Consider the following 23,898-nt stretch of genomic DNA (forward strand, 5'->3'; position numbering starts at 1 on the left):
ATTTCTATTATATTTATGGTCTAGCCCTGATAGTAGCGGCATCCTTTGATGGTGGAGTTCACCATCAAAGATACAGCGGATAGCAGGATTTAGCTCCTAAAAAACATCAATAAACTAAATATGCCTTTATACACGAGTCAACATTTAAAAATATACAATTCGCTTTCGGGTGAAAAAGAAAGTTTCAACCCTATTCATGAAGGAAATGTTGGAATGTATGTTTGCGGACCTACGGTTTACAGCAATGTACATTTAGGAAACGTCAGGACTTTCATGTCTTTTGATGTGATATTCAGGTATTTTTTACATCTGGATTATAAAGTGCGTTACGTAAGAAACATTACTGACGTTGGACATATTGTAGATGATGTCGATGAAGGTGAAGATAAAATTGCCAAAAAAGCACGCTTAGAACAGTTAGAACCTATGGAGGTTGTACAGCGCTACACGGTAGATTTTCATGATATTCTGAAAGCTTTCAACTTTTTACCCCCAAGCATTGAACCAACTGCAACCGGGCATATTATTGAACAAATTGAAATCATTAAAAAAATTATTGATACAGGAATTGGTTACGAAGCCAATGGTTCTGTATACTTTGATGTTGTAAAATATAATGAAACCAATAATTACGGAATCTTAAGCGGACGAAATATCGAAGATATGTTAGCCAATACCCGTGATCTTGACGGGCAATCCGATAAAAGAAACCCGCAGGATTTTGCGCTTTGGAAAAAAGCGGAACCGGAACACATTATGAGATGGCCTTCTCCATGGAGCGATGGATTTCCGGGCTGGCATCTTGAATGTACAGCGATGAGCACCAAATATCTTGGGAATCATTTTGATATTCACGGAGGTGGAATGGATTTAAAATTTCCGCACCACGAATGTGAAATCGCTCAAAATGAAGCTTGTACCGGCCAGTCTCCTGTAAATTACTGGATGCATGCCAATATGCTTACTTTAAACGGTAAGAAAATGGCAAAATCAACCGGAAATAATATTCTACCGGGGGAAATTTTAAGTGGAGAAAACAATATACTAAGCAAAGCTTTTTCTGCTTCCGTAACCCGTTTCTTTATGTTACAGGCACATTACAGAAGTATTCTGGATTTTTCTGATGATGCAATTGTGGCCGCCGAAAAAGGATACAAAAGACTGATGGAAGCCGTTGACGCTTTATCGGGAATTTCTGCAGGAACAACAAGCTCTATAGATATTGCATCTTGGAAACAGTTGTGTTACGACGCCATGAATGACGATTTTAACACCCCTATTTTAATCGCTCAGTTGTTCGAGGCTGTTCGTTATGTTAATCTGTTAAAAGAAGGAAAAGAAACCATTTCAACTGAAGATTTAAACACATTTACAACTGCAATTAATGCTTTTGTTTTTGATGTTTTAGGTTTGAGTGACGAGAAAGCCGCTGACAGTAATAACGATAAATTAGAAGGCGTTGTAAATATGCTTATTGGTATGAGAAATCAGGCGAGAGCGGATAAAAACTTTGCTCTTTCTGATCAGATTCGCGACCAGTTAATTGGTTTAGGCATTCAGTTGAAAGACGGAAAAGAAGGCACCAGTTTCTCCTTGTAACAAATTCAATTTCTAATAAACCATGAAAGTAATCACTCCATTTGTTTTATTAGTACGCTTTTATCAAACTGCCATTTCGCCGTTTACACCGGCAAGCTGCAGATTTGAACCAACTTGTTCAAGTTATATGATTCAGGCATTACAAATACACGGATTATTTTACGGAGGTTATCTGGGAATAAAACGTATCCTGAGTTGTCATCCTTGGGGAAAAACCGGTTATGATCCTGTTCCGGAAAAGAAATGTTCGCACAAACATTAACTTTTCTTAAAGACTTACTCTGTTTTAAATATTTATTTTTACCACACAAAAAAAATTAACATATGACACACGCCTTAAATATCATTTGGAATCCTTCAGAAGGAATCGATTTAGGATTTTTTATGATTCGTTATTACAGTTTAATGTTCGTAATCGCTTTTGGATTAGGATGGTACTTAATGAAAAAGATTTTTGAACGCGAAAATGAACCCATCGACAAATTAGATTCTTTATTTGTATGGACTGTTTTAGCAACTTTAATTGGCGCACGTTTAGGTCATGTTTTATTTTACGATTGGGAATATTTCAGAAATCATTTACTTGAAATCTTTTTGCCATTTAAATTTGAACCAAAATTCGAATTTACAGGCTTTCAGGGATTAGCCAGTCACGGTGCTGCTATTGCCATTATCATTGCCATGTATTATTACAGCAAAAAGATCCTGAAACGTCCTTTATTATGGATTTTAGACAGGGTTGTTATTCCGGTTGCCAGCGGTGCCATTTTTGTTCGTTTAGGGAATTTTTTCAATTCTGAAATTATCGGACATGAAACTGCTTCTGCATTTGGGATTCGTTTCCTTCACGATAAATACAGTAAGGCAGAAGCTGTAAATGCTACCAACATTCCAAATCCAAAAGAAGCTTATAATGCTATTGTTACAGATCCTAAATTCGCTGATTTATTGGCACAGGTTCCGGCAAAACATCCAACGCAGCTTTATGAAGGATTTTGCTATATTTTTGTATTTGCAATCTTATTCTTTTTATACTGGAAAACCAATGCAAGACTCAGATCCGGATATTTATTCGGATTATTTCTGGTACTCTTATTTGTAGTTCGTTTCGTGGTAGAATTTGTAAAAGAAAGCCAGGGCGGATTTGAAAATGACTTAGGTATATTTTCAACAGGACAATGGTTAAGTATTCCTTTTATTATAATTGGTCTTTTCTTTATCATCAGGGCTAAAAGAAATCCTTTAGCCACTTCATAATTCAAATAAAATCAAAATATAAAAGCGTCCGGTATTTCAAATATACCGGACGCTTTTTTTTTATAATGAATAAGAAATCCCAAACTCTATATTTTTGGTATTATAACCTGCGTTTGAACTACCCAAACCCGCATTTGAAACATGTCTGACCGACGGACGAATATCAAATTGAAATCTCTGGACTTTAGCGGAAATACCAATTGCCAATACATCCGCAAAAGCAAACCCCTCAGACATCCGTTCTGTTTCGGTATCTGTTATCATTGGTCCAATACTGCCTAAAGCATAAAAGGAGAAGCTGTCACTGATTGGTTTTCTAACTAAAAAACCAATATTTAATACGTATTCATGAACATCTTTTAATTGTACATATTTAGCACGCTTTTGAATATAATCAGGTTCTTCCGGTTTAACAAAATAGAAATTGAGCAATTGATGTGTTCCAAAATTAACTTCCGGCTGGACCAAAATTTCATATTGAAAATTTTTGGTTTCTTTTAGCCTGTAATACAATTGGGCTTTATAAAAATGATTGGTAAAGGTGTAATTCCTATTATTGAATTCACTTCCGAAACCATAATTGAACCCAATTGAAAAATTACTTTTCCCCTCCTGACCATTCATTCTGAACACGCAAAACAACAACAAACCTAATAGTAATCTTCTATTCATAAATTTTCTTTACGGATTAAATATAGCACAAAAAAAAGATCCAACTTTCGTTAGATCTTTTTTTTTATATAAAAATAGCTTATTATGCTTTGTTATGCTTGTCTTCAATAGTGTGTTTATCATCTTTAGAAATCGTGTCAACCAATACCGGTGTCGCGATGAATAATGAAGAATAAGTACCTACAACAATACCTACTAACATGGCAAAGATAAATCCTCTGATTGACTCTCCACCGAAAACAAACATTGTCAATAATACAATGATCATCATTAATGAAGTATTCAATGTTCTTGATAATGTAGTATTAATAGAAGCGTTTACAATATCTTCAAAACTACCTTTACGGTTTCCGATAATGAACTCTCTGATTCTGTCGAATACAATTACAGTATCATTCATGGAGTAACCGATTACGGTAAGGATTGCAGCAATAAAGTGCTGATCCATTTCCATGTGGAAAGGCATGAATTTATAACATAAAGAGTAAATTCCTAATACGAAGATAACGTCATGCGCAACAGCTGCAATCGCACCTAATGAATATTGCCATTTACGGAAAGATACCATTAAGTATAAGAAGATCGCTGCCATAGCACCTAAAACGGCCCAGTAAGAGTTCGTTTTGATATCCTCAGAGATAGAAGCTCCAACTTTAGAAGCCTGTAGTACTCCAACTTTTTTACCGTCGTACGTGTTCGTAAATTTATCATATGAAGTGTTAGGATAATATTTCGCTAACGCTTTGTATAATATTTGATTTACTTCTTCATCAACTGCTACTCCGTCTTCTTTAATTTTGTATTTCGTTGTAATTTTCAACTGATCATCATCACCTAAGATTTTAGCTTCTACAGGAGTTCCGAAAGCAGCAGATAATTCATCTGAAACTACAGTTGCATCAACCGGTTTTTCAAATTTAACCTGGAAAGTTCTTCCTCCGACAAAATCAACACCCTGATCTAATCCGTTAACGAAAAAGATAGAAATCAAACTTACTACCACTACAATTGAAGAGAAGATATAAGTAAATTTCTTGATTTTGATAAAATCAAAGTGGAAATTAGTAAACCAGTTTTTAGTGATATTCGTAGAGAAAGTCAAATCACCTTTTCCGGCAATATTTCTGTCAATAAAAATTCTTGCAATAAAGATTGACGTAAACATAGAAGTTACGATACCAATCAATAATGTTAAAGCAAAACCTTTGATTGGTCCTGTTCCGAAAATAAACAAGATTGCTCCGGTTAAAACGTGTGTAACGTTTGCATCAATGATAGAACGCATTGCTCCGTGCCATCCGTAAGATGTAGCTACTGCTTCAGACAATGACTTGCCTTCACGTAATTCCTCTTTTGCTCTTTCAAATATAATAATGTTAGCATCTACTGCAGTACCTAATGTTAATACGATACCTGCAATACCTGGCAATGTTAATACAAAACCAAAACTTGCCATAATTCCAAATAAGAAAAGTAAGTTTAATAATAAGGCAAGGTTAGCATACCAACCTGCTTTACCATAATAGAAAACCATCCATAAACAAACTAATAAAAATCCAATTATAGATGACATTGTCCCTGCATCAATTGCAGCCTGACCTAAAGATGGTCCTACTACTGTTGATTGAAGAATATCTGCAGAAGCCGGTAATTTACCTGCATTCAATACGTTTGCTAAATCTTTAGTTTCAGCTACATCAAAAGAACCTGTGATTTCAGATCTTCCTCCTGCAATAGGTCCACTAGTAACACCCGGTGCAGAATAAACAATATTATCTAAAACAATAGCGATATAACTTTTTTGAGAAAAAGCTCTTCCTGTCAGTTCTTCCCAAACTTTAGCACCCTGACTGTTCATTTGCATAGAAACAGCCGGTTTACCCATTTGGTCAAAGGTATCTTTTGCATCGGTTACAAGACCACCGTTCATAGCCGGGATATTGTCTCTGTTTCCTTTTAAAGCATATAATTCAACTACTTCAATATCTTTTGCTTTTGCATCTTTTATAGTAGTTGGTTTACTCCATACAAATTTTGCATAATGCTGATCAGCACCCAATAAAATTCTGATTTCAGGTCTTTTGAAGTATGCATTAACAGTTGCAGTATCTTTTGGAGCGAAATAACCTAAAACCGGTCCACCACCCTGACCTAAAATTTTGTCAAATAACGGGTTGTTTCCTTTTTTAGCTTCAGTCGAATCTTTAGTATCAGTCAATAAAGCATTCAATGAATCTTTAGCAACTGTTTTAGTTTCTGTTTTTTTGATTTCAGTCTTTTTCAGTGCTTCGTTTGCAGCTACTAAAAAGTTTCCGATTTCTTCTATTTTATAAGTTTCCCAGAACTCTAACTGAGCTTTTCCACCTAATAATTTTTTAATTCTATCTACATCTTTTGCACCTGGAAGCTCCACTAAGATTCTTCCTGTAGCACCTAATTTTTGGATGTTTGGTTGAGTCACACCAAATTTATCGATACGCTCTCTAAGTACTTTGTAAGCACTTTCGATAGACTCATCTACTTTTTTTCTAATCACTTTTTGCGCTTGAGCATCAGTCATTTCAAAAGCAATTCCACCTTCACCCTGTAAGTTTCTGTTGGCAAAAATTTCAGGTGATGCTAATTTTGTTGTACCGTTTGAATTTGCATCAAAAGCCTCAAAAAATTTATCTAAATAACTTTTGTTTCCTTCTAAATTTGCAGTCGCATCAGCTAAAGATTTATTAAAAACAGGGTTTTTAGAATTATTAGCTAATCCTTTTAAAACATCTTTAATAGAAATTTGAAGAATAACGTTGATTCCTCCTTCTAAGTCAAGACCTTTATTGATTTGTTTGTTTTTTACTTCATTGTAAGTAAAATCCGTAAATCCAAGATTCACCACTTTTTCTTTACCAATAGAATCTAAATATTTTAGCTCTTTATCAGGATTATCTCCTGCAAAAGCCTTAGCCTCACTTTTGACATTGCTTGCCACATAAGTGAACGAAAGTTGGTAAATACTTACCAATGCAAATAGAATTGCGAAAAATTTAATAAGTCCTTTATTCTGCATTATTACTAAAAATTAATTATGTTTTATTGTTTGTTTTTGTTTTAAAGTCCCATAAAATAAGCCCTGACATGATTTTTTCAAAACTAAAAAACTAGATCACGAATTACAACATTTTTTTTAAACCGAGCAAATATATAATTTACGAAAAGATTAACCAATTTATTTATTAATTAATCTCAAAAAAAAGACTGCAAAAGTGCAGCCTTATCTTTTTTTTACCAAAATCATTATACTAAAATCGATTTTAGGGCATCATTCATACCTCTAACTGCATCTGCACTTTTAGCGAATAAAGCTTTTTCCTGCTCGTTTAACTGGATATCCAAAATTTCTTCCACTCCATTTTTACCAATTATACAAGGTACTCCTATACATATATCGTTTTGACCGTACTCTCCTTCTGTAAAAACAGAACAAGCAATCATTTTCTTCTGGTCATTTAAAATACTGTCAACAAGGTATGCTACAGAAGCTCCGGGTGCATACCACGCAGAAGTTCCTAAAAGACCTGTAAGGGTCGCTCCGCCTACCATAGTATCTGCAGCTACTTTTTGTAATGCTTCTTCCGAAAGAAATTCTGTTACCGGAATTCCGTTGTAAGAAGCTAAACGTGTTAACGGAATCATAGTCGTATCACCATGACCACCAATAACCATTGCAGAAATATCATTTGCCGGTTTGTCTAAAGCCAAAGACAAATAGGTCCTGAAACGGGAACTGTCTAAAGCTCCTCCCATACCAATAATTCTGTTTTTCGGCAATCCGGTAGATTTTAAAGCTAAATAAGTCATCGTATCCATTGGATTCGAAACTACAACGATAATTGTATCGGGTGAATGTTTTAATACATTCTCCGCAACTGTTTTTACAATTCCTGCATTTATACCAATTAATTCTTCACGTGTCATTCCGGGTTTTCTTGGAATTCCGGATGTAATAACCACTACATCACTTCCGGCAGTTTTAGAATAATCATTGGTTACTCCGGATACTTTGGTATTAAAGCCTGTGTTTGTTGCACATTGCATAATATCCAATGCTTTTCCTTCAGCAAAACCTTCTTTAATATCCAACAACACTACTTCGCTGGCAATTCCTCTATAAGAAATAACATCTGCACATGTAGCTCCAACATTTCCTGCTCCTACAATGGTAACTTTCATATTTTATACTTTATCGGTTATTAATTAATTTGTTTGTTTTATAAATCGACAATTCGTTTAATCGTCTAAGTAAATTTAAACAATTAAACGAATTGATGATTAAATATTGTTACGCATCTATATTAGCGTAAACTGCATTTTTCTCAATAAATTCTCTACGTGGCGGAACTTCATCTCCCATTAACATGGAGAAAACTCTATCGGCTTCTGCCAGACTGTCAATGTTTACCTGACGTAAAGTTCTGAAACTCGGATCCATGGTAGTTTCCCACAATTGCTCCGCGTTCATCTCTCCAAGACCTTTATAACGCTGAATAGCAGCACTTCCACCCATTCTTTCGTTCGCCTGATCACGTTGCACATCATTCCATGCATATTCCTTTTTATTTCCTTTTTTAACTAAGTATAAAGGCGGAGCTGCAATATATACGTGGCCTTCTTCGATCAGTTCTTTCATGAAACGGAAGAAGAACGTTAATATTAAAGTAGAAATGTGACTACCATCGACATCGGCATCACACATAATGATTACTTTATGATATCTAAGTTTTTCAAGATTTAGGGCTTTACTGTCTTCTGCAGTACCAACGGTAACTCCTAAAGCGGTAAAGATGTTACGAATCTCTTCGTTTTCGAATACTTTATGATGCATTGCTTTTTCAACATTCAGAATCTTACCACGTAAGGGTAAAATCGCCTGAAACGCACGATCACGACCTTGTTTTGCCGTTCCACCAGCCGAATCTCCCTCGACAAGGTAAACTTCACATCTTGCAGGATCCTGTTCAGAACAATCTGATAGTTTTCCCGGCAATCCGCCGCCACCCATAACCGTTTTACGCTGTACCATTTCACGTGCTTTTTTAGCAGCGTGACGTGCCTGAGCGGCCAAAATTACTTTCTGGATAATGATACGGGCATCATTTGGATTTTCTTCCAGATAATTCTCTAACATTTCTCCAACAGCCTGAGAAACAGGAGAAACTACTTCTCTGTTTCCTAATTTTGTTTTAGTCTGTCCTTCGAATTGTGGTTCTGCAACTTTTACCGAAATAATAGCGGTTAATCCTTCACGGAAATCATCTCCTGCAATTTCGAATTTCAATTTATCCAGCATTCCGGATGCATCAGCGTATTTTTTAAGGGTTCTTGTTAAACCACTTCTAAAACCTTGTAAATGCGTTCCTCCTTCGTGCGTATTGATATTATTTACGTAAGAGAAAATATTCTCTGTATAACTTGTATTGTAAATCAGCGCAACTTCAACCGGAATTTCACCTTTTTCGTGATCCATGCTGATAACGTGAGAGATAATTGGCTCACGGTTACCATCTAAATAACGGATGTATTCTTTTAGACCTTCGTCTGAGTGAAAAACTTCAACTTTAAATTCGCCTTTATCATCAACTTCTCTCTTATCGGTAAAAGTGATGGTGATTCCTTTATTTAAGTACGAAAGCTCACGCATACGTGCTGATAAAGTATCATAAGAAAACTCTGTAGTCTGGGTAAAGATCGTATTGTCAGGATAAAAAGTCTGACGTGTACCTCTTTTATCCGTTTCTCCAATTTGTTTTACCGGATATAAAGATTTACCTCTTTCGTATTCCTGCTCATAAATTTTACCGTCTCTAAAAACCGTAGATTTCATATGAACAGAAAGGGCATTTACAACTGAAACCCCAACACCGTGCAAACCTCCGGAAACTTTATAAGAATCCTTATCGAATTTACCTCCGGCACCAATCTTAGTCATTACTACCTCAAGTGCCGAAACACCTTCTTTTTTATGTAAATCAACCGGAATACCACGGCCATTATCTTCAACTGTTACTGAACCGTCTTCGTTGATTGCAACACCAATAGTATCACAATGTCCTCCCATCGCCTCATCAATAGAGTTATCAACAACCTCATAAACCAAATGGTGTAGCCCTCGAACCCCTACATCTCCAATATACATCGATGGACGCATTCTTACGTGCTCCATTCCTTCTAATGCCTGAATACTATCTGCTGAATAATTGTTCTTCTTGATTTCTTCGCTCATATAATTTATTCTAAAAAAATGTAATTATTGTCTAACACGCAAATATATAAAAACGCAAATTATATATCCGTTAAATTACGATTTAAAGCTGGTAAGTTATTAACATATTGCCAAAAAAAGTCAATAAAAAAAGGAACAATCGATTTAAATTTCAATTTTTTAAAATTCCAAATTCCAAAAGTCGATTATACAAAAAAACCGAAACAAACATCGTGATGTCATTTCGGTTTTTGAAGTTTTTATTTTTAAAATTTCAAATGCTAAATTGGAATTTGGAATTTTAAAAAATTGGAATTTATTTTATTGTTTTTTATTAAAATCACCTACATAAATAGAAGTCATTTTATCCAGACTTAAGTACTTTTTCAATGCACTGTTTACTTCTTGTATTTTCAATGCTTTGACTTTGGTTTCTAAATCATCATAATCTTCCAGTGGTATTCCGTAAGTAAGATGTGTATTAACCAGACTCATCAAAGTATCATCACTTCCTAATCTGGTTTTTCTCTTATTCTGCCAGCTTACCAGATTTGTTTTCAGTTCTTCTTCTGTAAATCCGTCTTTTAATGCTTTTGTAATTTCCTCTTTTGTGGCCACTTCAACAGCGGTTTTTTTCGTAGGATTTAAAAATGCATAATATTCCCAAAAAGCAACATCATTTGCAATCGGAACATCAATAAATGAACCTGCCCCGTAACTGATTCCTTCTTTTTCTCTTAATCGCATTGGAATTCTTGACGTTAAGAAACCTCCGCTTCCAATAATTTCATTAACCATAATGAAAGCTGGATAATCCGGGCTTTTCGTGTCCATTTTTAAACTGATTTTCCCAATAGCCACAGCGTTCTCCTTATCGGGAGTGCTATAATCTTTATCTAATTTCTGAGTATCAAAATAGGCTGGTTTGGCAAGTTCGTATTTAGATTTGGAATTCCATTTACCAAAAGTTTTTTCAAGAATTTCAGCGGTAGTTTTAGCATCTAAATCTCCTATCACACAACCTGTCCCGTTCTGTCCTCCTAAAATATTTTTGTAGAAATCTACTATTTCAGATTGTTTAATCTTCTTAAAAGCATCTATTTGTTCCTGGATTGTTGATGTATAAAAAATACTTTCTTTCGGATATTTGGAAGTTACTCTTGCAATTTCCGTAAAAGCTACCGACTGAGGATCATTCAGATTAGATTCCAGGTACGTGTTGTATTCCGTAATAGTCTTTGTTAATTCATTTTCCGGAAAAGTAGAATTCACCAGCAAATCAGATAAAATATCCATTACTTCTTTAAAGTTTTCTTTATAAGTATTGATATTGATCGATAGGATTTGTCTTGAAAAACCAAAATTTATACTAGATTTCAACTGATCTAATCTATCCTGAATTTGTTCTTTTGTTCTGGTTTTGGTACCTGTTTTCAGCAATTGTGCCAAAATTCCCCCTACATCAGATTTACCTGCCAGATCTTTCTCGTTACTTACAGGGAATTTAAAACTTGCCTGAACTTTTCCTCCTTTTATTTCTTTTTTAACCAATCCGTATTTCGCACCATTACTCAACTTGCCTTCTACCAGATTTTGTTTTAAATTTTTTATGGAAGCTTCAAATGCAGCTGTTTCTTTTTCTAAAGCTTTTCCTTTATAATCTTTAGTGATCGCTGCTATTTGTTCATCTGTAATTTCTACAGTCTTTAATCGCTGCTCTTCTTTAGACGGAATAAAAATCCCTACAGTTCTGTTGTTGCTATTGAAATATTTTTCTGCAACTCTTTGTATGTCTTCTTTTGTTAATTTCTCAACAGCATCACGATAGATAAACCCAAGTCTGTAATCTCCCGCTCCGATAACTTCTGTCAGATTGATTGCATATGAAATTGTGTTGTTTTTTATGCTTTCGATCTGTTTAATAATTTTGGCCTTAGCTCTGGCTACATCTTCATCTGTATATTTTGTTGCAGGGATTTTATCCAGCTCTGCCCTTACGATATTTTCCGTTTCCTTAATGTCTTTATCATTCGGTACCGCTACTCCAAAATACACAAAACTTGCATCTCTTACTGTTGGCTGCCAGCTGTAAATACTAGATACTTTACGGGTTTCCACTAACGTTTTATACAGGTAACCCGACGGATCTGCTGTTAAAATTTCTGTCAAAGCATCAATTGCAGCATAATCTTTATCAGCGTAAGGAGCTGTATGATACAAAGCACCTACATTTTTACTATCCCCCGCTCTTTTTAATTCTACAAATTTCTCTCCATCCTGAGCTGGCTCAATGGTGTAGGTTTTATCTAAAACTCTTTTTGGTTTTGGTATCACTGAAAAATACTGTCCTATATATTCCAGTGCCTTTTGCTCATCAAATTTACCTGCAATAACCAAAGTAGCATTGTCAGGCTGATAATATCTTTCGTAAAAAACCCTTAAAGTATTTGCTTTTACACGCTCGATATCTTCTTTACTTCCAATCGTACTATTTCCGTAATTATGCCATAAAAAAGCGGTCGAAACTATTCTCTCCTGCAAAACGCCGTCCGGATTGTTTTCTCCAATCTCAAATTCATTTCTTACTACAGAAAACTCTTTATCCAAATCTGTTTGCAGAATGGTAGAATTAATCATTCTGTCCGCTTCCATCTCAAGACTCCATTTCAGGTTTTCATCGTTGGAAGGGAAAACTTCATAATAATTGGTTCGGTCCAGCCAGGTAGTTCCGTTGGCATTTCCGCCTTTATCTGAAAGCATTTTTTTTATATCTCCAAGATTTTTTGTACTCTTAAAAAGCATATGCTCCAGTAAGTGAGCCATTCCTTTTTCTCCGTACCCTTCATTTCTGGAACCCACATTATAAATGATATTGACCACCATGTTGCTTTGAGAAGCATCTGAAATCAACAATACTTTCAATCCATTATTTAATGAATATTCTTTCACACCTTCTACATTTGTAATGTATTTAGGGGTTTCCTTTTTTTGAGCATAAACAGAACTCATTACGCCCAGTGAACAGCACAAAATTCCTTTGAGTAATACTTTTTTCATATTTTTCATTCAATTATTAAAACAAGATTAATTATTTATGACTAAATCAAATATAGTACTTTTCTTAGATACAACGAATCATTTAAAAAATTGAATCGCATAAAAAAATCCGAAACAAACATTTCAATGTCGTTTCGGATTTTCAAATAATCTCTTAAAGCCAACTATAATTCGGAATTATTTATTTTCTATTGAAAATTTTATCTCTAAACTCCCACGCCTGATTTTGCAATTTTAACATCTGCTTTCAGATGGGCTGCATTTGCTCTTCCGCTTGGATCCTGATTTTCCTGCCATTTTGGAATCCATTTTCGAACGGTTTGCGCCGCACTGACCTGTGGATAATGTTTATGGAAGATCGATCTGTATAAATAAGCTTCTTTTGTGGTTGGTGAATTGTATGGGAATTCTGCATTTGCACCTTCCAATTGTTGATCCGTTACCTGCGTAGCACAATATGCAATTAATTCGTCAATCCAGTTATATCCTACCCCATCTGAAAACTGTTCTTTCTGACGCCATAAAACCTCTGTTGGCAAGTATGGATTCTCAGGCGTATCAAATGCTTTTCTCAGAATATATTTTTCAATTCCGTCATAGGTCTTAGGCTGTTTTTCTTCCGGTTTTATTAACATATTCGCATCCAGGAAATCTTTGTCTAAAAACGGAACTCTTGTTTCGATACCGTTTGCCATTGTCGATTTATCAGCACGCAATAAATCTGCCGTAAACAATTTCTGAACCCTTTCGATCGTTTCTTTTTGAAATCCTTCTGTCGACGGAGCATTTCTAAAATACAAATGACCTCCGAAGATTTCATCAGCACCTTCTCCGGAAAGAATGGCTTTTATTCCTTTTTCAGCTATCGCTTTCGACAATATAAACATGGGTACACTCGCTCTTACCGAGATTACATCGTATGTTTCAATATTCTGAATTATTTTTTCCAGAACTTCAATTCCTTCCTGAACAGAAAAATGAATTTCGTGATGTTCTGTTCCTAAAAATTCAGCTGCTTTTCGGGCAATTTTATTATCCGGAGCGTCAGCATTTAATCCAATGGAAAAAGATTGTATTTTTTTTCCGCTTCCGGCCAGTAATCGGGCAGCAATTGAAGAAATCAAAGAGGAATCCAATCCTCCCGAAAGCAAAACTCCAACCGGTAAATCGCCCATTAAACGTTTACGGACTGCTTCTGTCAGCGTCTCTCTTATTAAAGACAAATCAAGGTCGTGACTGGCCTTTTCATAATCCTCATATTCAGGCTGATAATATTTTACAAAACCTGTTTTTGGTGTGTAATAATGTCCCGGAGGAAAAGTTGAAAATGTTTTGCACTGATCTGCAATTGGTTTCATTTCGGAAGAAAAATAAATCCTTCCTCTTTCATCCAGACCATAATACAAAGGCTTAACACCCAATGGATCTCTTCCGGCAATATAATCGTCTCCGTCAATAATTACAAAAGCAAAATCCCCATCTAACTTATTGCAAAAATCATATCCGAATTCTTCGTACAAATGCACGATAACTTCTGAATCTGATTTCGTTCTGAACGTATACTCTTTTAAAAGTCCGTTTTTTAATTCCTGATAATTATAAATTTCACCATCATGTGCCATCCAGGCATTCTTAGTTCCCTGAATAGGCTGTTTTCCAGAATTCAAATCTATAATCGACAAACTTTCATGGCAGATGATACTGCCATTTTCCAGGATCTGATACCCTCTTTCATCAGGACCACGGTGCGACATTCTTTTAGAAAGCTCCCTCACGAGCTGTGGGTCTTTTCCTTTACCTATAACGGCTAATATTCCAGACATACCATTCTTTTTTTTATTTCTATTCTTTTTAAGTAATCTTAAATTTTATTTCACAATACTTTCTAAGTTAGTTTTCAGCTATTCTTTGGGGAATGTCAAATATAAAAAAGAAAGTTAAATAATTGTCAATAATTATTTTTAAGTACCTGAAATAATACAATTTAACATTTAACGAAGAAAAACGTTCCCGATAGGAGAACGTCTTTCTGATTAACAATTTTTAATTTAATGATTCTTATGCTTTTACGTAGGCATCATCGTGTACACTTGCCACTGCTCTTCCGGAAGGATCATTCATGTTTTTGAAAGCTTCATCCCACTCCAGTGCAATTTTTGTACTGCAGGCCACACTTGCTTCCTGAGGCACGCACAAAGCGGCTGCATCACTAGGAAAATGTTCTGCAAAAATAGAACGATAGTAGTATTCTTCTTTTGAAGTCGGAGTCTGTAATGGAAATTTAAATCTCGCATTTGACAATTGTTCATCTGAAACTTCTTTTCCGACTACTTCTTTCAAAGTATCAATCCAGCTGTATCCTACTCCGTCAGAAAATTGTTCTTTCTGTCTCCAGGCAACACTTTCCGGCAACATGTCTTCAAAAGCTTTACGAACTACCCATTTTTCCATCGGGTGTTCTTTGTTGATCATTTTATCCTGTGGGTTGATGCGCATGGCAACATCCATAAATTCTTTATCTAAAAAGGGTACACGGCCTTCAATTCCCCATGCTGCCAGACTTTTGTTCGCACGAAGGCAATCGTACATATGCAGTTTGCCTAATTTACGAACGTTTTCTTCATGGAATTCTCTGGCGTTTGGTGCTTTATGAAAATACAAATATCCTCCGAATAACTCATCTGCTCCTTCACCGGACAATACCATTTTGATTCCCATTGACTTGATAACTCTCGCCATCAGCCACATTGGAGTTGAAGCTCTAACTGTGGTGACATCATACGTTTCCAGGTTATAAATTACATCACGAACGGCATCTAAACCTTCCTGAATGGTGAATTTAATTTCATGGTGAATGGTGCCGATATGTTTCGCTACAATCTGAGCAGCCGCTAAATCCGGAGAACCGTCTAATCCTACTGAAAAAGAGTGCAATTGCGGATACCATGCATCTGTGGTATCATCTGACTCGATACGTTTTTGCGCATATTTTTTGGCCACGGCCGAAGTAATAGACGAATCTAAACCTCCTGAAAGCAATACTCCGTAAGGAACGTCACTCATCAATTGTCTGTGAACCGCTGCTTCAAGTGCTTTTTTGATTTCCGGAATACTGGTTTCATTGTCCTTTACGGCATCATAGTCTGTCCAGTCTCGTTTGTACCATTGTACAAATTCACCATCTTTACTGGTCATGTAGTGCCCCGGAGGAAACAATTCGATTTTGGTACAATATCCTTCTAACGCTTTCAATTCGGAAGCAACATAAAAAGTTCCGTCCTGATCCCAGCCAATATATAATGGAATGATTCCCATGTGGTCACGAGCAATAAAATACTCATCTTTCTCAACGTCATAAATAGCAAATCCGAAAATTCCGTTCATTTCATCAATGAAATGAGGTCCTTTTTCCTGGTAAAGGGCTAAAATTACTTCGCAGTCACTTTCTGTCTGAAAGTTATATTTTCCTTCAAATTGTTTGCGCAATTCTCTGTGGTTGTAAATTTCACCGTTTGCAGCTAAAACCAATTTTTTGTCTTCTGTAAATAATGGCTGTTTTCCTGAAGCCGGATCTACAATTGCCAGACGCTCGTGAGACAGGATTGCTTTATCATTGCTGTAAATTCCGCTCCAGTCCGGTCCGCGGTGGCGAATGATTTTAGACATTTCTAATACTTGAGGTCTTAATGTTTCAGCTTTTTGTTTTAGATCAAAGGCACATACGATTCCACACATAATTATATATTTTTATTTTTAAATTTTATTTTGATAGGGCAAAGATGCAGTAATGGTTATAATTGAAAAACACAAAAGCCTATTTGAGTTACAATTTAAAACCATAAAATCAATTTTACATATAAATTGTAAAATTTTATCACTAAAAAAAGCTTTGAACTTGAAAATTTTAATTTTGAAGGTAAACAAAGAAAAAAACTCAATATTTTAAAGAGATCGTTGAATTATAACGAATGATGTTTTAAAAACGATGAAAGATTACGAATAGAAGAAATACATGTTCTTTAAAAAATGTGTTTTTCTAAAATCTTGTCCTGTGGATATGCTCACAAATACTTTTATTGTTTTAGAGGTAAGCATATTTCTAGGCTGCAAATGTGGCACGCAGATTTGGCAGATTAAGCAGATTTATCGCTGTTTTTTAATTATCTTAAAAAGAATAAATGACGGGGATTTTTATAAAACACTCTCGATCGTATAATGCGTTTTATTAATTTCAAACTGAAACCCTACCTTATTTCCCATTAAATGCGAACCTAAAGGGGATTGAGGTGAAAGTGCAATCACGTTTATATCGTCAATCGTGATTTTGGGAAGGGCAACGCTTAAGTACAGGTAAATTCCGTTGGCTTTGACCAGACTTCCGGAAATAATATTTTCTGTCGTTTTTGAGGCATCAATTTTATCTAAAATCGCTTTTTGGGTTATCGCTTCTTTTAGTTTATTGGTTAGTTTTTCCTGTTCGATATGCATCATCGACAGCGCCGTTTCGTGCTTATCGCCGGCGGAACCTTTTGCATCGTTTTTTGAGTCTTCGGTCAGAGCCGAAATCATGTCCCTGAAAACATCTATCCGGTCCTGGACCATTTGTAAATAATGGGTATGTATTTTTTGTTTGAATTCCATTTTTTTAAGGTACTGAGGTTCTAAGGTACAAAGATGCAAAGGTTCTTGTTTCTTTGCCACGAATTACACCAATTTTCGCTAATTTTTTTTGCCACTGATTAAAAGAATTAAAATGATTATTTTATTTCCTTTGATTTGTAAAGCTTTAATTCGTGAGAATTCGTGGCTAACTTAATAGTTTTATTTTTGCCGCGAATTACACCAATTTTCGCTAATTCTTTTTTGCCACTGATTAAAAGAATTAAAATGATTATTTTATTTCCTTTGATTTGTAAAGCTTTAATTCGTGAGAATTCGTGGCATTCTTGGCTAACTATAAAAGCAAAATTCGCTAAATCCCTATAAAAGACTTAGCGAACCTTGCTTAAAACGTAGCGCCCTTTACGGTTAATTTTATTAAAAATCGAATTTATAATTGGCACCGCCTAAGACCTGAAATCCCTGTACAGGATAATTCAGCCATTTTTCGTAAGCCTGATTTCCGATATTATTCAGTTTTAAGAAGAAAGTCAGACGCTCGCTGTATTTGTATCCTAAATGTGCATTGGCATCAAAATAGCTTTTTAAAGTTACAATAACAGGATCTGTAGCAAAATCTAAATTCGACTGCATATCCTTACGTTCTCCCACATAAAAAACATTCAGGCCGGCATACCATTGTTTGGTGATATTTACATCCAGATTTGAACTTAATTTGATTGTTGGCAAATTCCAGGCTTCTAAAGCACCGTCATTTTTGTAGCTGTTAAAAGTTCCGTTGATTCCAAAAGTAACATTTTCAGAAAAATCAGCTTTTAGTTCCCCGTAAAAACGAAAGGTTCTTACGTCCTGATACACCACTCCAAACGAGTTTCCGTAAGCATAGTTTTCATTTGAAAAATCTTCTGTATAGTCATTGCTTTTAAACAATGCCTTATTTTTTTCATTCAGATAAGAACCGGTTACATTATAATTGATATTATTGGCCAATTTTCCTTTCAAGCCTGCAAAAACAGTGTATTGATTGCTGGTAGGTCTCATATTCAGCGTTGGCGACAAAAACGGATTTTCGGTCACAAAATCAGCGTAGGAGTTCTGATTCAGGCTACCATTTGCTCCTGCATAAAAAATCATTAAATCACCTACTAATTTATAGGAAGCATTTACTTTTGGATAAAAATAAAATTTATTCCCGCTGTTTTCAGAATCCAAACCGTAAAACAATCCTGCTCCTAACTCTAACGTCCAGTCGTTTTCAAGAATTACAAAACTGGGCTCAATTCCAAAATTAGTCAGGCTGTATTTTAAAGGCTCCGTATTATCCTTCGCATAATTGTTTTCGAAACTTCCGCTTACATGATCTACAATGATATTGGTATTAATAGACCGGTCCATCACGTCTACTTTAAACGATGGTTTTACGTAAAACCGATTTTCAGAAGAAGAAAAATTATCCGAAAAATGCGTGAATCTGGTAGTTATTTTACTAAAAATTCCTTCCGTGAAATCAATATTTCCGCCTAAAGAAATGGTATTGTAAGAATGATTGGGATTAATTTTATTTACTAAATCCATACGTTGTTCGGGAAGCAAAGTCGAACCAAATGCAGCCGGTAAACCGTACCAGTTGTAGATCTGGTTTTGATACCCCAAATCAACAGCCCAGGACATATCGCGATTGTTTGCGCCGTAACCAATATTCAAAGCAGTATCATAAAATTCATCATTTAACTCTGCGTCTTTTATTCCGCCCTGAGAGGAATGATGACGGAACATTCCGGAAAGATAATCGTTGTTTCCTAAATCCTGCGTGACAAACAATTCCGCATTTAGAGTGGAATAATTACCCAATCCTACAGTCGCATAATTGCTAAACAAACGTTCCTGTTTTGATTTCTCTACTCCTTCTGCTTTTCCTTTTGAAGGCGTAAAAGTGGAAGCCACAGGAACAGACAAAATACTGTATTTAATCGTTTCTTTTGGCTGATTTCCCGCATCGTCCAGCGAAGGGGTTTCTTTTACTTTAAAAGCATCCAGGACTTTTGGCGAATAGGGTTTTACAACATTTACCGTTTCTGTTCCGATGCTTTCTTCTTTCGTCTGCGAAAAGGAAAGCTGAAAAACAAACAGCAAAATCAAAATGATGGTTTTATTCTGGAAATTAATTTTCATATTTATTTTATTTTGTAAAATGTAAAATGTGATTTGTGAGATGTAAAATATTTTTACGACTTACATTGTACAATTATTTACTACATTATCTAATTTTCTAATTCTCTAATTCTCTAATTATTATGCTTCCCAATCTCCTTTTGCTACAAATTGAGATTTTCCCCCTATTTTAATATCAAATTGATTTTCGGTTAATTTTCCGTTGAAATAAATTTGAGACGGGCGATTGATATAATCTCCCTGATAATTAATCATTTCAATTTCAGCTGAATGATACTTCAAAAGAAAAGCTTGTAAACAGGTACTTGCACTTCCCGTCGCGGCATCTTCTACCAGCTGATTGTGTTCGACACAAAGCATTCTGCTTATAATTTTTGAATCTTCCAGACAATAAAAATATAAGGCCCTGTGATTTGTTTTGCAATTCCTGATCAGCCAGTCATTCATTTTGTCTTTGTCTAAAACCAACGCTTCTAAAGGTTTTTTATCTTTTAGCGGAACAATTACAAAAGCACTTCCCGTTGTGACTTCCTGAATGGGATACTGATCATCAAAATCTGTACTTTTCAAACTGCTGAAGGCCACAAAATCTTCTTTATCAAAAACATTTAAAAATTCCGGCTGAGCGGCTTTTAACCAGATCAGATCTTCTGTTTTACGAATCGGAATTTCTCCAATCGGAACTTTCAAAGTAATGGTTTCAGGCTCATTCCTGAATATTTTATGGATCAGAACCCAGGATGTTCCAATAATGGGATGACCTGCAAATTTCATTTCGCTTGCCGGAGTAAAAATTCTAATCTCAGCACTATTGTTTTCAAAATCCAGCTTTGTAATAAAAGTGCTTTCGGCAAAATTTATCTCTCTGGCGATACGCTGCATTTCTTCCGGACTTAGATTTCCTGCATCTGAAAAAACCGCCAATTGATTCCCGGCATATTTATTTTCAGCAAAAACGTCGATGATATAAAAAGGTAAACTCATTGTTCTATTTTTTTGAGATCATAGAAAAAAGAACATAGAAAATAAATTTTTCACCCAATCTAACCTCTATTTTCTATGCTCTGTAATCTATATTCTTTCTTCTATATTCTTTCTTCTATATTCTTATTTCGTAATCGAGGAATTCGTTTTAGACTCTTCCAGTTTAATAGCGTTCAGTTCTTTTTGGGCTTCTTCTACTACATCCGGATAATCGGTAAAATTGTTGATGACGTTATCTAAAATATAAGTGGCCTGATAGCTGTCTTTCAATCCGTAGAAATTTCTCGCCATCAAAACCAGACTTTTCGCACCGTAATATTTATAAGCCGAATAACTCTTGGCTAATTTTTGGACTGCTACATTCGAAGCGTCAAATTTGCCTTCCTTTGTTTTAAAATACGCATCATAATACAAAGCTTCTGCTGCAAGTTCTCCTTTTGAAGTTGTGGACAATTTCGCATAGGCTGCTTTTGCTTTATCTTCATCACCGGTCTGCATTGCGGCACGGGCTACGATAATCTGCGCATCTGCTTTTACGTTTGCATCTGCTTTTAGATTTTGCAGTACTTTGTCAGCGTAGACTACTGAATTCGTATAATCTTTTTTATCGTAGTAACACTTCATCAGGTTGGCCTGTGCAAAGTTTTGATTCTGAGCTAAATCGGCTTCATCATCTAAACGAACCAATACCGGAATCGATTTATCACAATCTTTGGCTTTCAGGAAAATCTGGGCTAACCTGTTTAAGGATTGTTCCGTAAATTCATTTCTTGGCTGATCTGTTACGTATTGGTAATTCGCAACAGATTTCGTTTCTGAACCTTCTGCATAATACAATTGTGCTAAATAATAGTTCGCCTCCAACGCATGAATTCCGGTTGGGAATTTGCTGATGTAACCTGTAAAACCAGTGATAGCAGCCTTGTTGTTCTTCTGACTGTATTGTTTGAAAGCGCCTTCGTAAGTATCATTATCAAGTTCTGCATCTGTAACAGCCACAAAATCCAATGTACGGACCCAAGTTGCATATTCGTCTACTTTTCCGGAATCTACATAGATCAATCTCGCGGTAGAGACTGCTTCCAAAGCTTCGGGTGTTTTTGGAAATTCAGCAGCAACTTTTTTAAACTTCAGCAGCGCTTCCTGATCGCGATCTGTGTTGTAATACACCAAACCTTGTTTCAGGATTGATTTTGAAGTAAACGCTCCATTTTTGTATTCAGAAATTAACTGATCGTATGTTTTAATAGCCAGATCGTTCTTTTTCTGCGCTACATACGTATTTGCTAATTCATACAAAGCATCATCTCTGTATGATGATTTTTTATACATCAGCAGAAAATTATTCAGCTCATCAATTTTTTTATCATTTTTCGACATCAGACCATAAGAAAGTGCTTTCTGATATTGGGCATAATCAGCGTCAACACCTTTCGCTTCCATTGCCTTTGCATAAGCTTCCATCGCCGGACCGTATTTTGCACTCACAAATCGGCAATCTCCCAAACGCAGGTACGAATCATTTAAACGTACTTTATCTTCTTTTGAAGTATCAATTTGTGCCTGGAAAGAATTACCGGCCTGATCGTATTCTTTCAGTTTAAAATAAGTGTAGGCAATGTTATAATTGATGTTTTTGTATTCTTCAGTAGTTTTTGCACCAGCCAGTCCCGCAAATTGTTTGTAACTCAGTAAAGCAGCATTAAAATCATCGGTCACATATTCTGATTCTGCTTTCCAAAAGGTGGCCCTGGCCGTAAAGTCAGGATTTTTTTGTTCTTTAATAGCACTATTGAACATTTTTAACGCTTCACTATAATTAGCTTCATTGTATAATTCCACACCTCTGTAGAAAAGAACTTTTTGGTAGGCTAATTTATTTTCAGGCGTTCTGTTTTTCTCCAGTAAAACTAATGCTTCCTTATAATTTTTAGAAGAAATATAAGAATCAACCAATAGTTTTTCTACCTCTGATTTACTGGAATTGTTGGGGTATTTTTTTAAGAAATCAAGCAGAATACCGGGAACTGTCTGGTAAGCGTTTCCAATTTCATAACTCAGTTTAGCATAATTTAAAGCAGCATCTTCCTGAATCTGGGTATTAAAATCCATTTCGGAAGCATTTTTAAAAGCATTTAATGCTTCTTGTTTTTTTCCGGTATTCAGGTAACTCAGACCTAAGTGATAATAGGCGTTTTGGGCTACGAAATCTTTTCCTTCAATAATTTTATTGAATTGGGAAATTGCACTTTCGTAGTTTTTTTGCTCATAATAAGCATACCCTAACTGATAAAAATCGGTGTTGTTCCATTTTCCTTTTCTTCCTTTATATTCCTGTAAAAACGGAATCGCTTTGTCATATTGTTTTAAATTGAAATAACTTTCCCCAATAATTTTATTCAGTTCCGATTGTTCAAGGGCATTTGATTTTGCCATTGCTTTTTGACCCAAATCAATCGCTTTTTGGAAATTCCCTAATTTGAAGTTCATATCGGCCTGATAGTACGAAAGCTTTTCCTTATATTTTTCTTCGCCTGAAACTTCATCAAAATATTTAGTAGCTTCTTTGTAATCGTCTCCTTCATACGCCATAAAACCTAAGTAATATTTGGCCTGAGAACCAAACTCGGGAGAATTGACCACTTTATTAAAGTAGGTTGTGGCTTCTTTTTTGTTCTTAGCATTAAAGTAGCTGTATCCTTTTTGAAAGTTGAATTTATCCAGATCAGACTTGCTCATATAGCTTTCATCTACCTTGTCAAACCACTGCAAAGCTTTAGGGTAATTTCCCTGTTCGAAGAAAAAATGAGCCACTTCTACATAAGCCTGGTTTTGTTTTGTACTTGTCGGATAATCGGTTACAAACTTCTCCATCAGCGCATCAGCATTGGCCTGATTGGTTCTGATGGCGCAATTGGCGATATAATAGGCACAATCAGACTGAACCTCTTCTGTTGTTGCGCTATTTTTCACATATTCGAAAATATGCTGTGCCGAAGCGTATTGTTTGTCGTTGTACAAAGCCAGTGCTTTGTCAAAATCCTTTAAATCGTAAGTATATATAGCTGATTTTTGTGCTGAAACTATGGTTGAAATAAGGACAATTGGTAATAAAAAGAACCAGAAAAGTTTACGCATTTTATTTTTATTTAGTATTCAAATTTATCATTTAATACCGTTTATAACGAAACGTTTCCGCCTTTTATTATAAAAAAACATTTTAAAAACTTATATCTGACAGGTTCTGCAAGTATATCTCTTAACCATATAAGTTGTGTAAGTTATTATAA

General features: G+C 35.4%; 14 protein-coding genes. 3 read left to right on the forward strand and 11 right to left on the reverse strand.

Annotated features, from left to right (window positions below; genetic code table 11):
- Window positions 1-120 precede the first annotated feature (120 nt).
- From cysS to lgt, 3 genes are all read left to right on the forward strand, one after another.
- Window positions 121-1,599: a cysteine--tRNA ligase gene (gene cysS / locus HAV12_RS17465; RefSeq protein WP_171570791.1), complete on the forward strand. Its 1,479-nt coding sequence runs from the start codon at window positions 121-123 to the stop codon at window positions 1,597-1,599.
- Window positions 1,600-1,621: 22 nt separating this feature from the next.
- On the forward strand, window positions 1,622-1,861 hold the full coding sequence (gene yidD / locus HAV12_RS17470) for a membrane protein insertion efficiency factor YidD (protein WP_132035867.1): 240 nt from the start codon (window positions 1,622-1,624) through the stop codon (window positions 1,859-1,861).
- Between the two features lie 62 nt (window positions 1,862-1,923).
- Window positions 1,924-2,856, forward strand: a complete 933-nt coding sequence (lgt, locus tag HAV12_RS17475) for a prolipoprotein diacylglyceryl transferase (protein ID WP_171570792.1) — start codon at window positions 1,924-1,926, stop codon at window positions 2,854-2,856.
- A gap of 60 nt (window positions 2,857-2,916) precedes the next feature.
- On the opposite strand, the gene HAV12_RS17480 is transcribed toward lgt, so the two are convergent.
- The 11 genes from HAV12_RS17480 to HAV12_RS17530 form a co-directional block, all read right to left on the reverse strand.
- Entirely contained in the window at window positions 2,917-3,528 is a 612-nt protein-coding gene (locus HAV12_RS17480) for an acyloxyacyl hydrolase (protein WP_171570793.1), read from the reverse strand.
- 82 nt (window positions 3,529-3,610) lie between these two features.
- Window positions 3,611-6,583, reverse strand: a complete 2,973-nt coding sequence (secDF, locus tag HAV12_RS17485; RefSeq protein WP_171570794.1) for a protein translocase subunit SecDF — start codon at window positions 6,581-6,583, stop codon at window positions 3,611-3,613.
- 227 nt (window positions 6,584-6,810) lie between these two features.
- Complete coding sequence (mdh, locus tag HAV12_RS17490) at window positions 6,811-7,746, reverse strand: malate dehydrogenase (RefSeq protein ID WP_127336948.1); 936 nt, start codon at window positions 7,744-7,746, stop codon at window positions 6,811-6,813.
- A gap of 109 nt (window positions 7,747-7,855) precedes the next feature.
- A complete protein-coding gene (gyrB, locus tag HAV12_RS17495) occupies window positions 7,856-9,796 on the reverse strand; it encodes a DNA topoisomerase (ATP-hydrolyzing) subunit B (protein WP_171570795.1) in 1,941 nt (646 codons plus the stop codon).
- 300 nt (window positions 9,797-10,096) lie between these two features.
- On the reverse strand, window positions 10,097-12,832 hold the full coding sequence (locus tag HAV12_RS17500; protein ID WP_171570796.1) for a pitrilysin family protein: 2,736 nt from the start codon (window positions 12,830-12,832) through the stop codon (window positions 10,097-10,099).
- A 206-nt stretch (window positions 12,833-13,038) separates the two neighbouring features.
- Window positions 13,039-14,655, reverse strand: a complete 1,617-nt coding sequence (gene asnB, locus HAV12_RS17505; RefSeq protein ID WP_171570797.1) for an asparagine synthase B — start codon at window positions 14,653-14,655, stop codon at window positions 13,039-13,041.
- Window positions 14,656-14,890: 235 nt separating this feature from the next.
- On the reverse strand, window positions 14,891-16,567 hold the full coding sequence (gene asnB / locus HAV12_RS17510; protein ID WP_171570798.1) for an asparagine synthase B: 1,677 nt from the start codon (window positions 16,565-16,567) through the stop codon (window positions 14,891-14,893).
- 456 nt (window positions 16,568-17,023) lie between these two features.
- Complete coding sequence (locus HAV12_RS17515; RefSeq protein WP_171570799.1) at window positions 17,024-17,473, reverse strand: hypothetical protein; 450 nt, start codon at window positions 17,471-17,473, stop codon at window positions 17,024-17,026.
- Between the two features lie 396 nt (window positions 17,474-17,869).
- Window positions 17,870-19,624 (reverse strand): TonB-dependent receptor, encoded by a 1,755-nt coding sequence (locus HAV12_RS17520; RefSeq protein WP_171570800.1) that lies wholly within the window; start codon window positions 19,622-19,624, stop codon window positions 17,870-17,872.
- 120 nt (window positions 19,625-19,744) lie between these two features.
- Window positions 19,745-20,608 carry a PhzF family phenazine biosynthesis protein gene (locus HAV12_RS17525; protein ID WP_171570801.1) on the reverse strand — a complete coding sequence of 288 codons (864 nt, stop codon included), beginning with the start codon at window positions 20,606-20,608 and terminating at the stop codon, window positions 19,745-19,747.
- Between the two features lie 123 nt (window positions 20,609-20,731).
- A complete protein-coding gene (locus HAV12_RS17530; protein WP_171570802.1) occupies window positions 20,732-23,746 on the reverse strand; it encodes a tetratricopeptide repeat protein in 3,015 nt (1,004 codons plus the stop codon).
- Window positions 23,747-23,898: the final 152 nt, after the last annotated feature.

Origin of the sequence: Flavobacterium sp. CLA17, from assembly GCF_013112255.2 — a bacterium.
Taxonomy (GTDB): domain Bacteria; phylum Bacteroidota; class Bacteroidia; order Flavobacteriales; family Flavobacteriaceae; genus Flavobacterium; species Flavobacterium circumlabens.

What these genes read in the sequence shown, in the direction of transcription:
- HAV12_RS17500 (WP_171570796.1), bottom strand. Translation starts at nt 12,832, where the DNA reads ATGAAAAAAGTATTACTCAAAGGAATTTTGTGCTGTTCACTGGGCGTA.
- HAV12_RS17515 (WP_171570799.1), bottom strand. Translation starts at nt 17,473, where the DNA reads ATGGAATTCAAACAAAAAATACATACCCATTATTTACAAATGGTCCAG.
- yidD (WP_132035867.1), top strand. Translation starts at nt 1,622, where the DNA reads ATGAAAGTAATCACTCCATTTGTTTTATTAGTACGCTTTTATCAAACT.
- asnB (WP_171570798.1), bottom strand. Translation starts at nt 16,567, where the DNA reads ATGTGTGGAATCGTATGTGCCTTTGATCTAAAACAAAAAGCTGAAACA.
- lgt (WP_171570792.1), top strand. Translation starts at nt 1,924, where the DNA reads ATGACACACGCCTTAAATATCATTTGGAATCCTTCAGAAGGAATCGAT.
- mdh (WP_127336948.1), bottom strand. Translation starts at nt 7,746, where the DNA reads ATGAAAGTTACCATTGTAGGAGCAGGAAATGTTGGAGCTACATGTGCA.
- HAV12_RS17530 (WP_171570802.1), bottom strand. Translation starts at nt 23,746, where the DNA reads ATGCGTAAACTTTTCTGGTTCTTTTTATTACCAATTGTCCTTATTTCA.
- HAV12_RS17520 (WP_171570800.1), bottom strand. Translation starts at nt 19,624, where the DNA reads ATGAAAATTAATTTCCAGAATAAAACCATCATTTTGATTTTGCTGTTT.
- HAV12_RS17525 (WP_171570801.1), bottom strand. Translation starts at nt 20,608, where the DNA reads ATGAGTTTACCTTTTTATATCATCGACGTTTTTGCTGAAAATAAATAT.
- cysS (WP_171570791.1), top strand. Translation starts at nt 121, where the DNA reads ATGCCTTTATACACGAGTCAACATTTAAAAATATACAATTCGCTTTCG.
- asnB (WP_171570797.1), bottom strand. Translation starts at nt 14,655, where the DNA reads ATGTCTGGAATATTAGCCGTTATAGGTAAAGGAAAAGACCCACAGCTC.
- gyrB (WP_171570795.1), bottom strand. Translation starts at nt 9,796, where the DNA reads ATGAGCGAAGAAATCAAGAAGAACAATTATTCAGCAGATAGTATTCAG.
- HAV12_RS17480 (WP_171570793.1), bottom strand. Translation starts at nt 3,528, where the DNA reads ATGAATAGAAGATTACTATTAGGTTTGTTGTTGTTTTGCGTGTTCAGA.
- secDF (WP_171570794.1), bottom strand. Translation starts at nt 6,583, where the DNA reads ATGCAGAATAAAGGACTTATTAAATTTTTCGCAATTCTATTTGCATTG.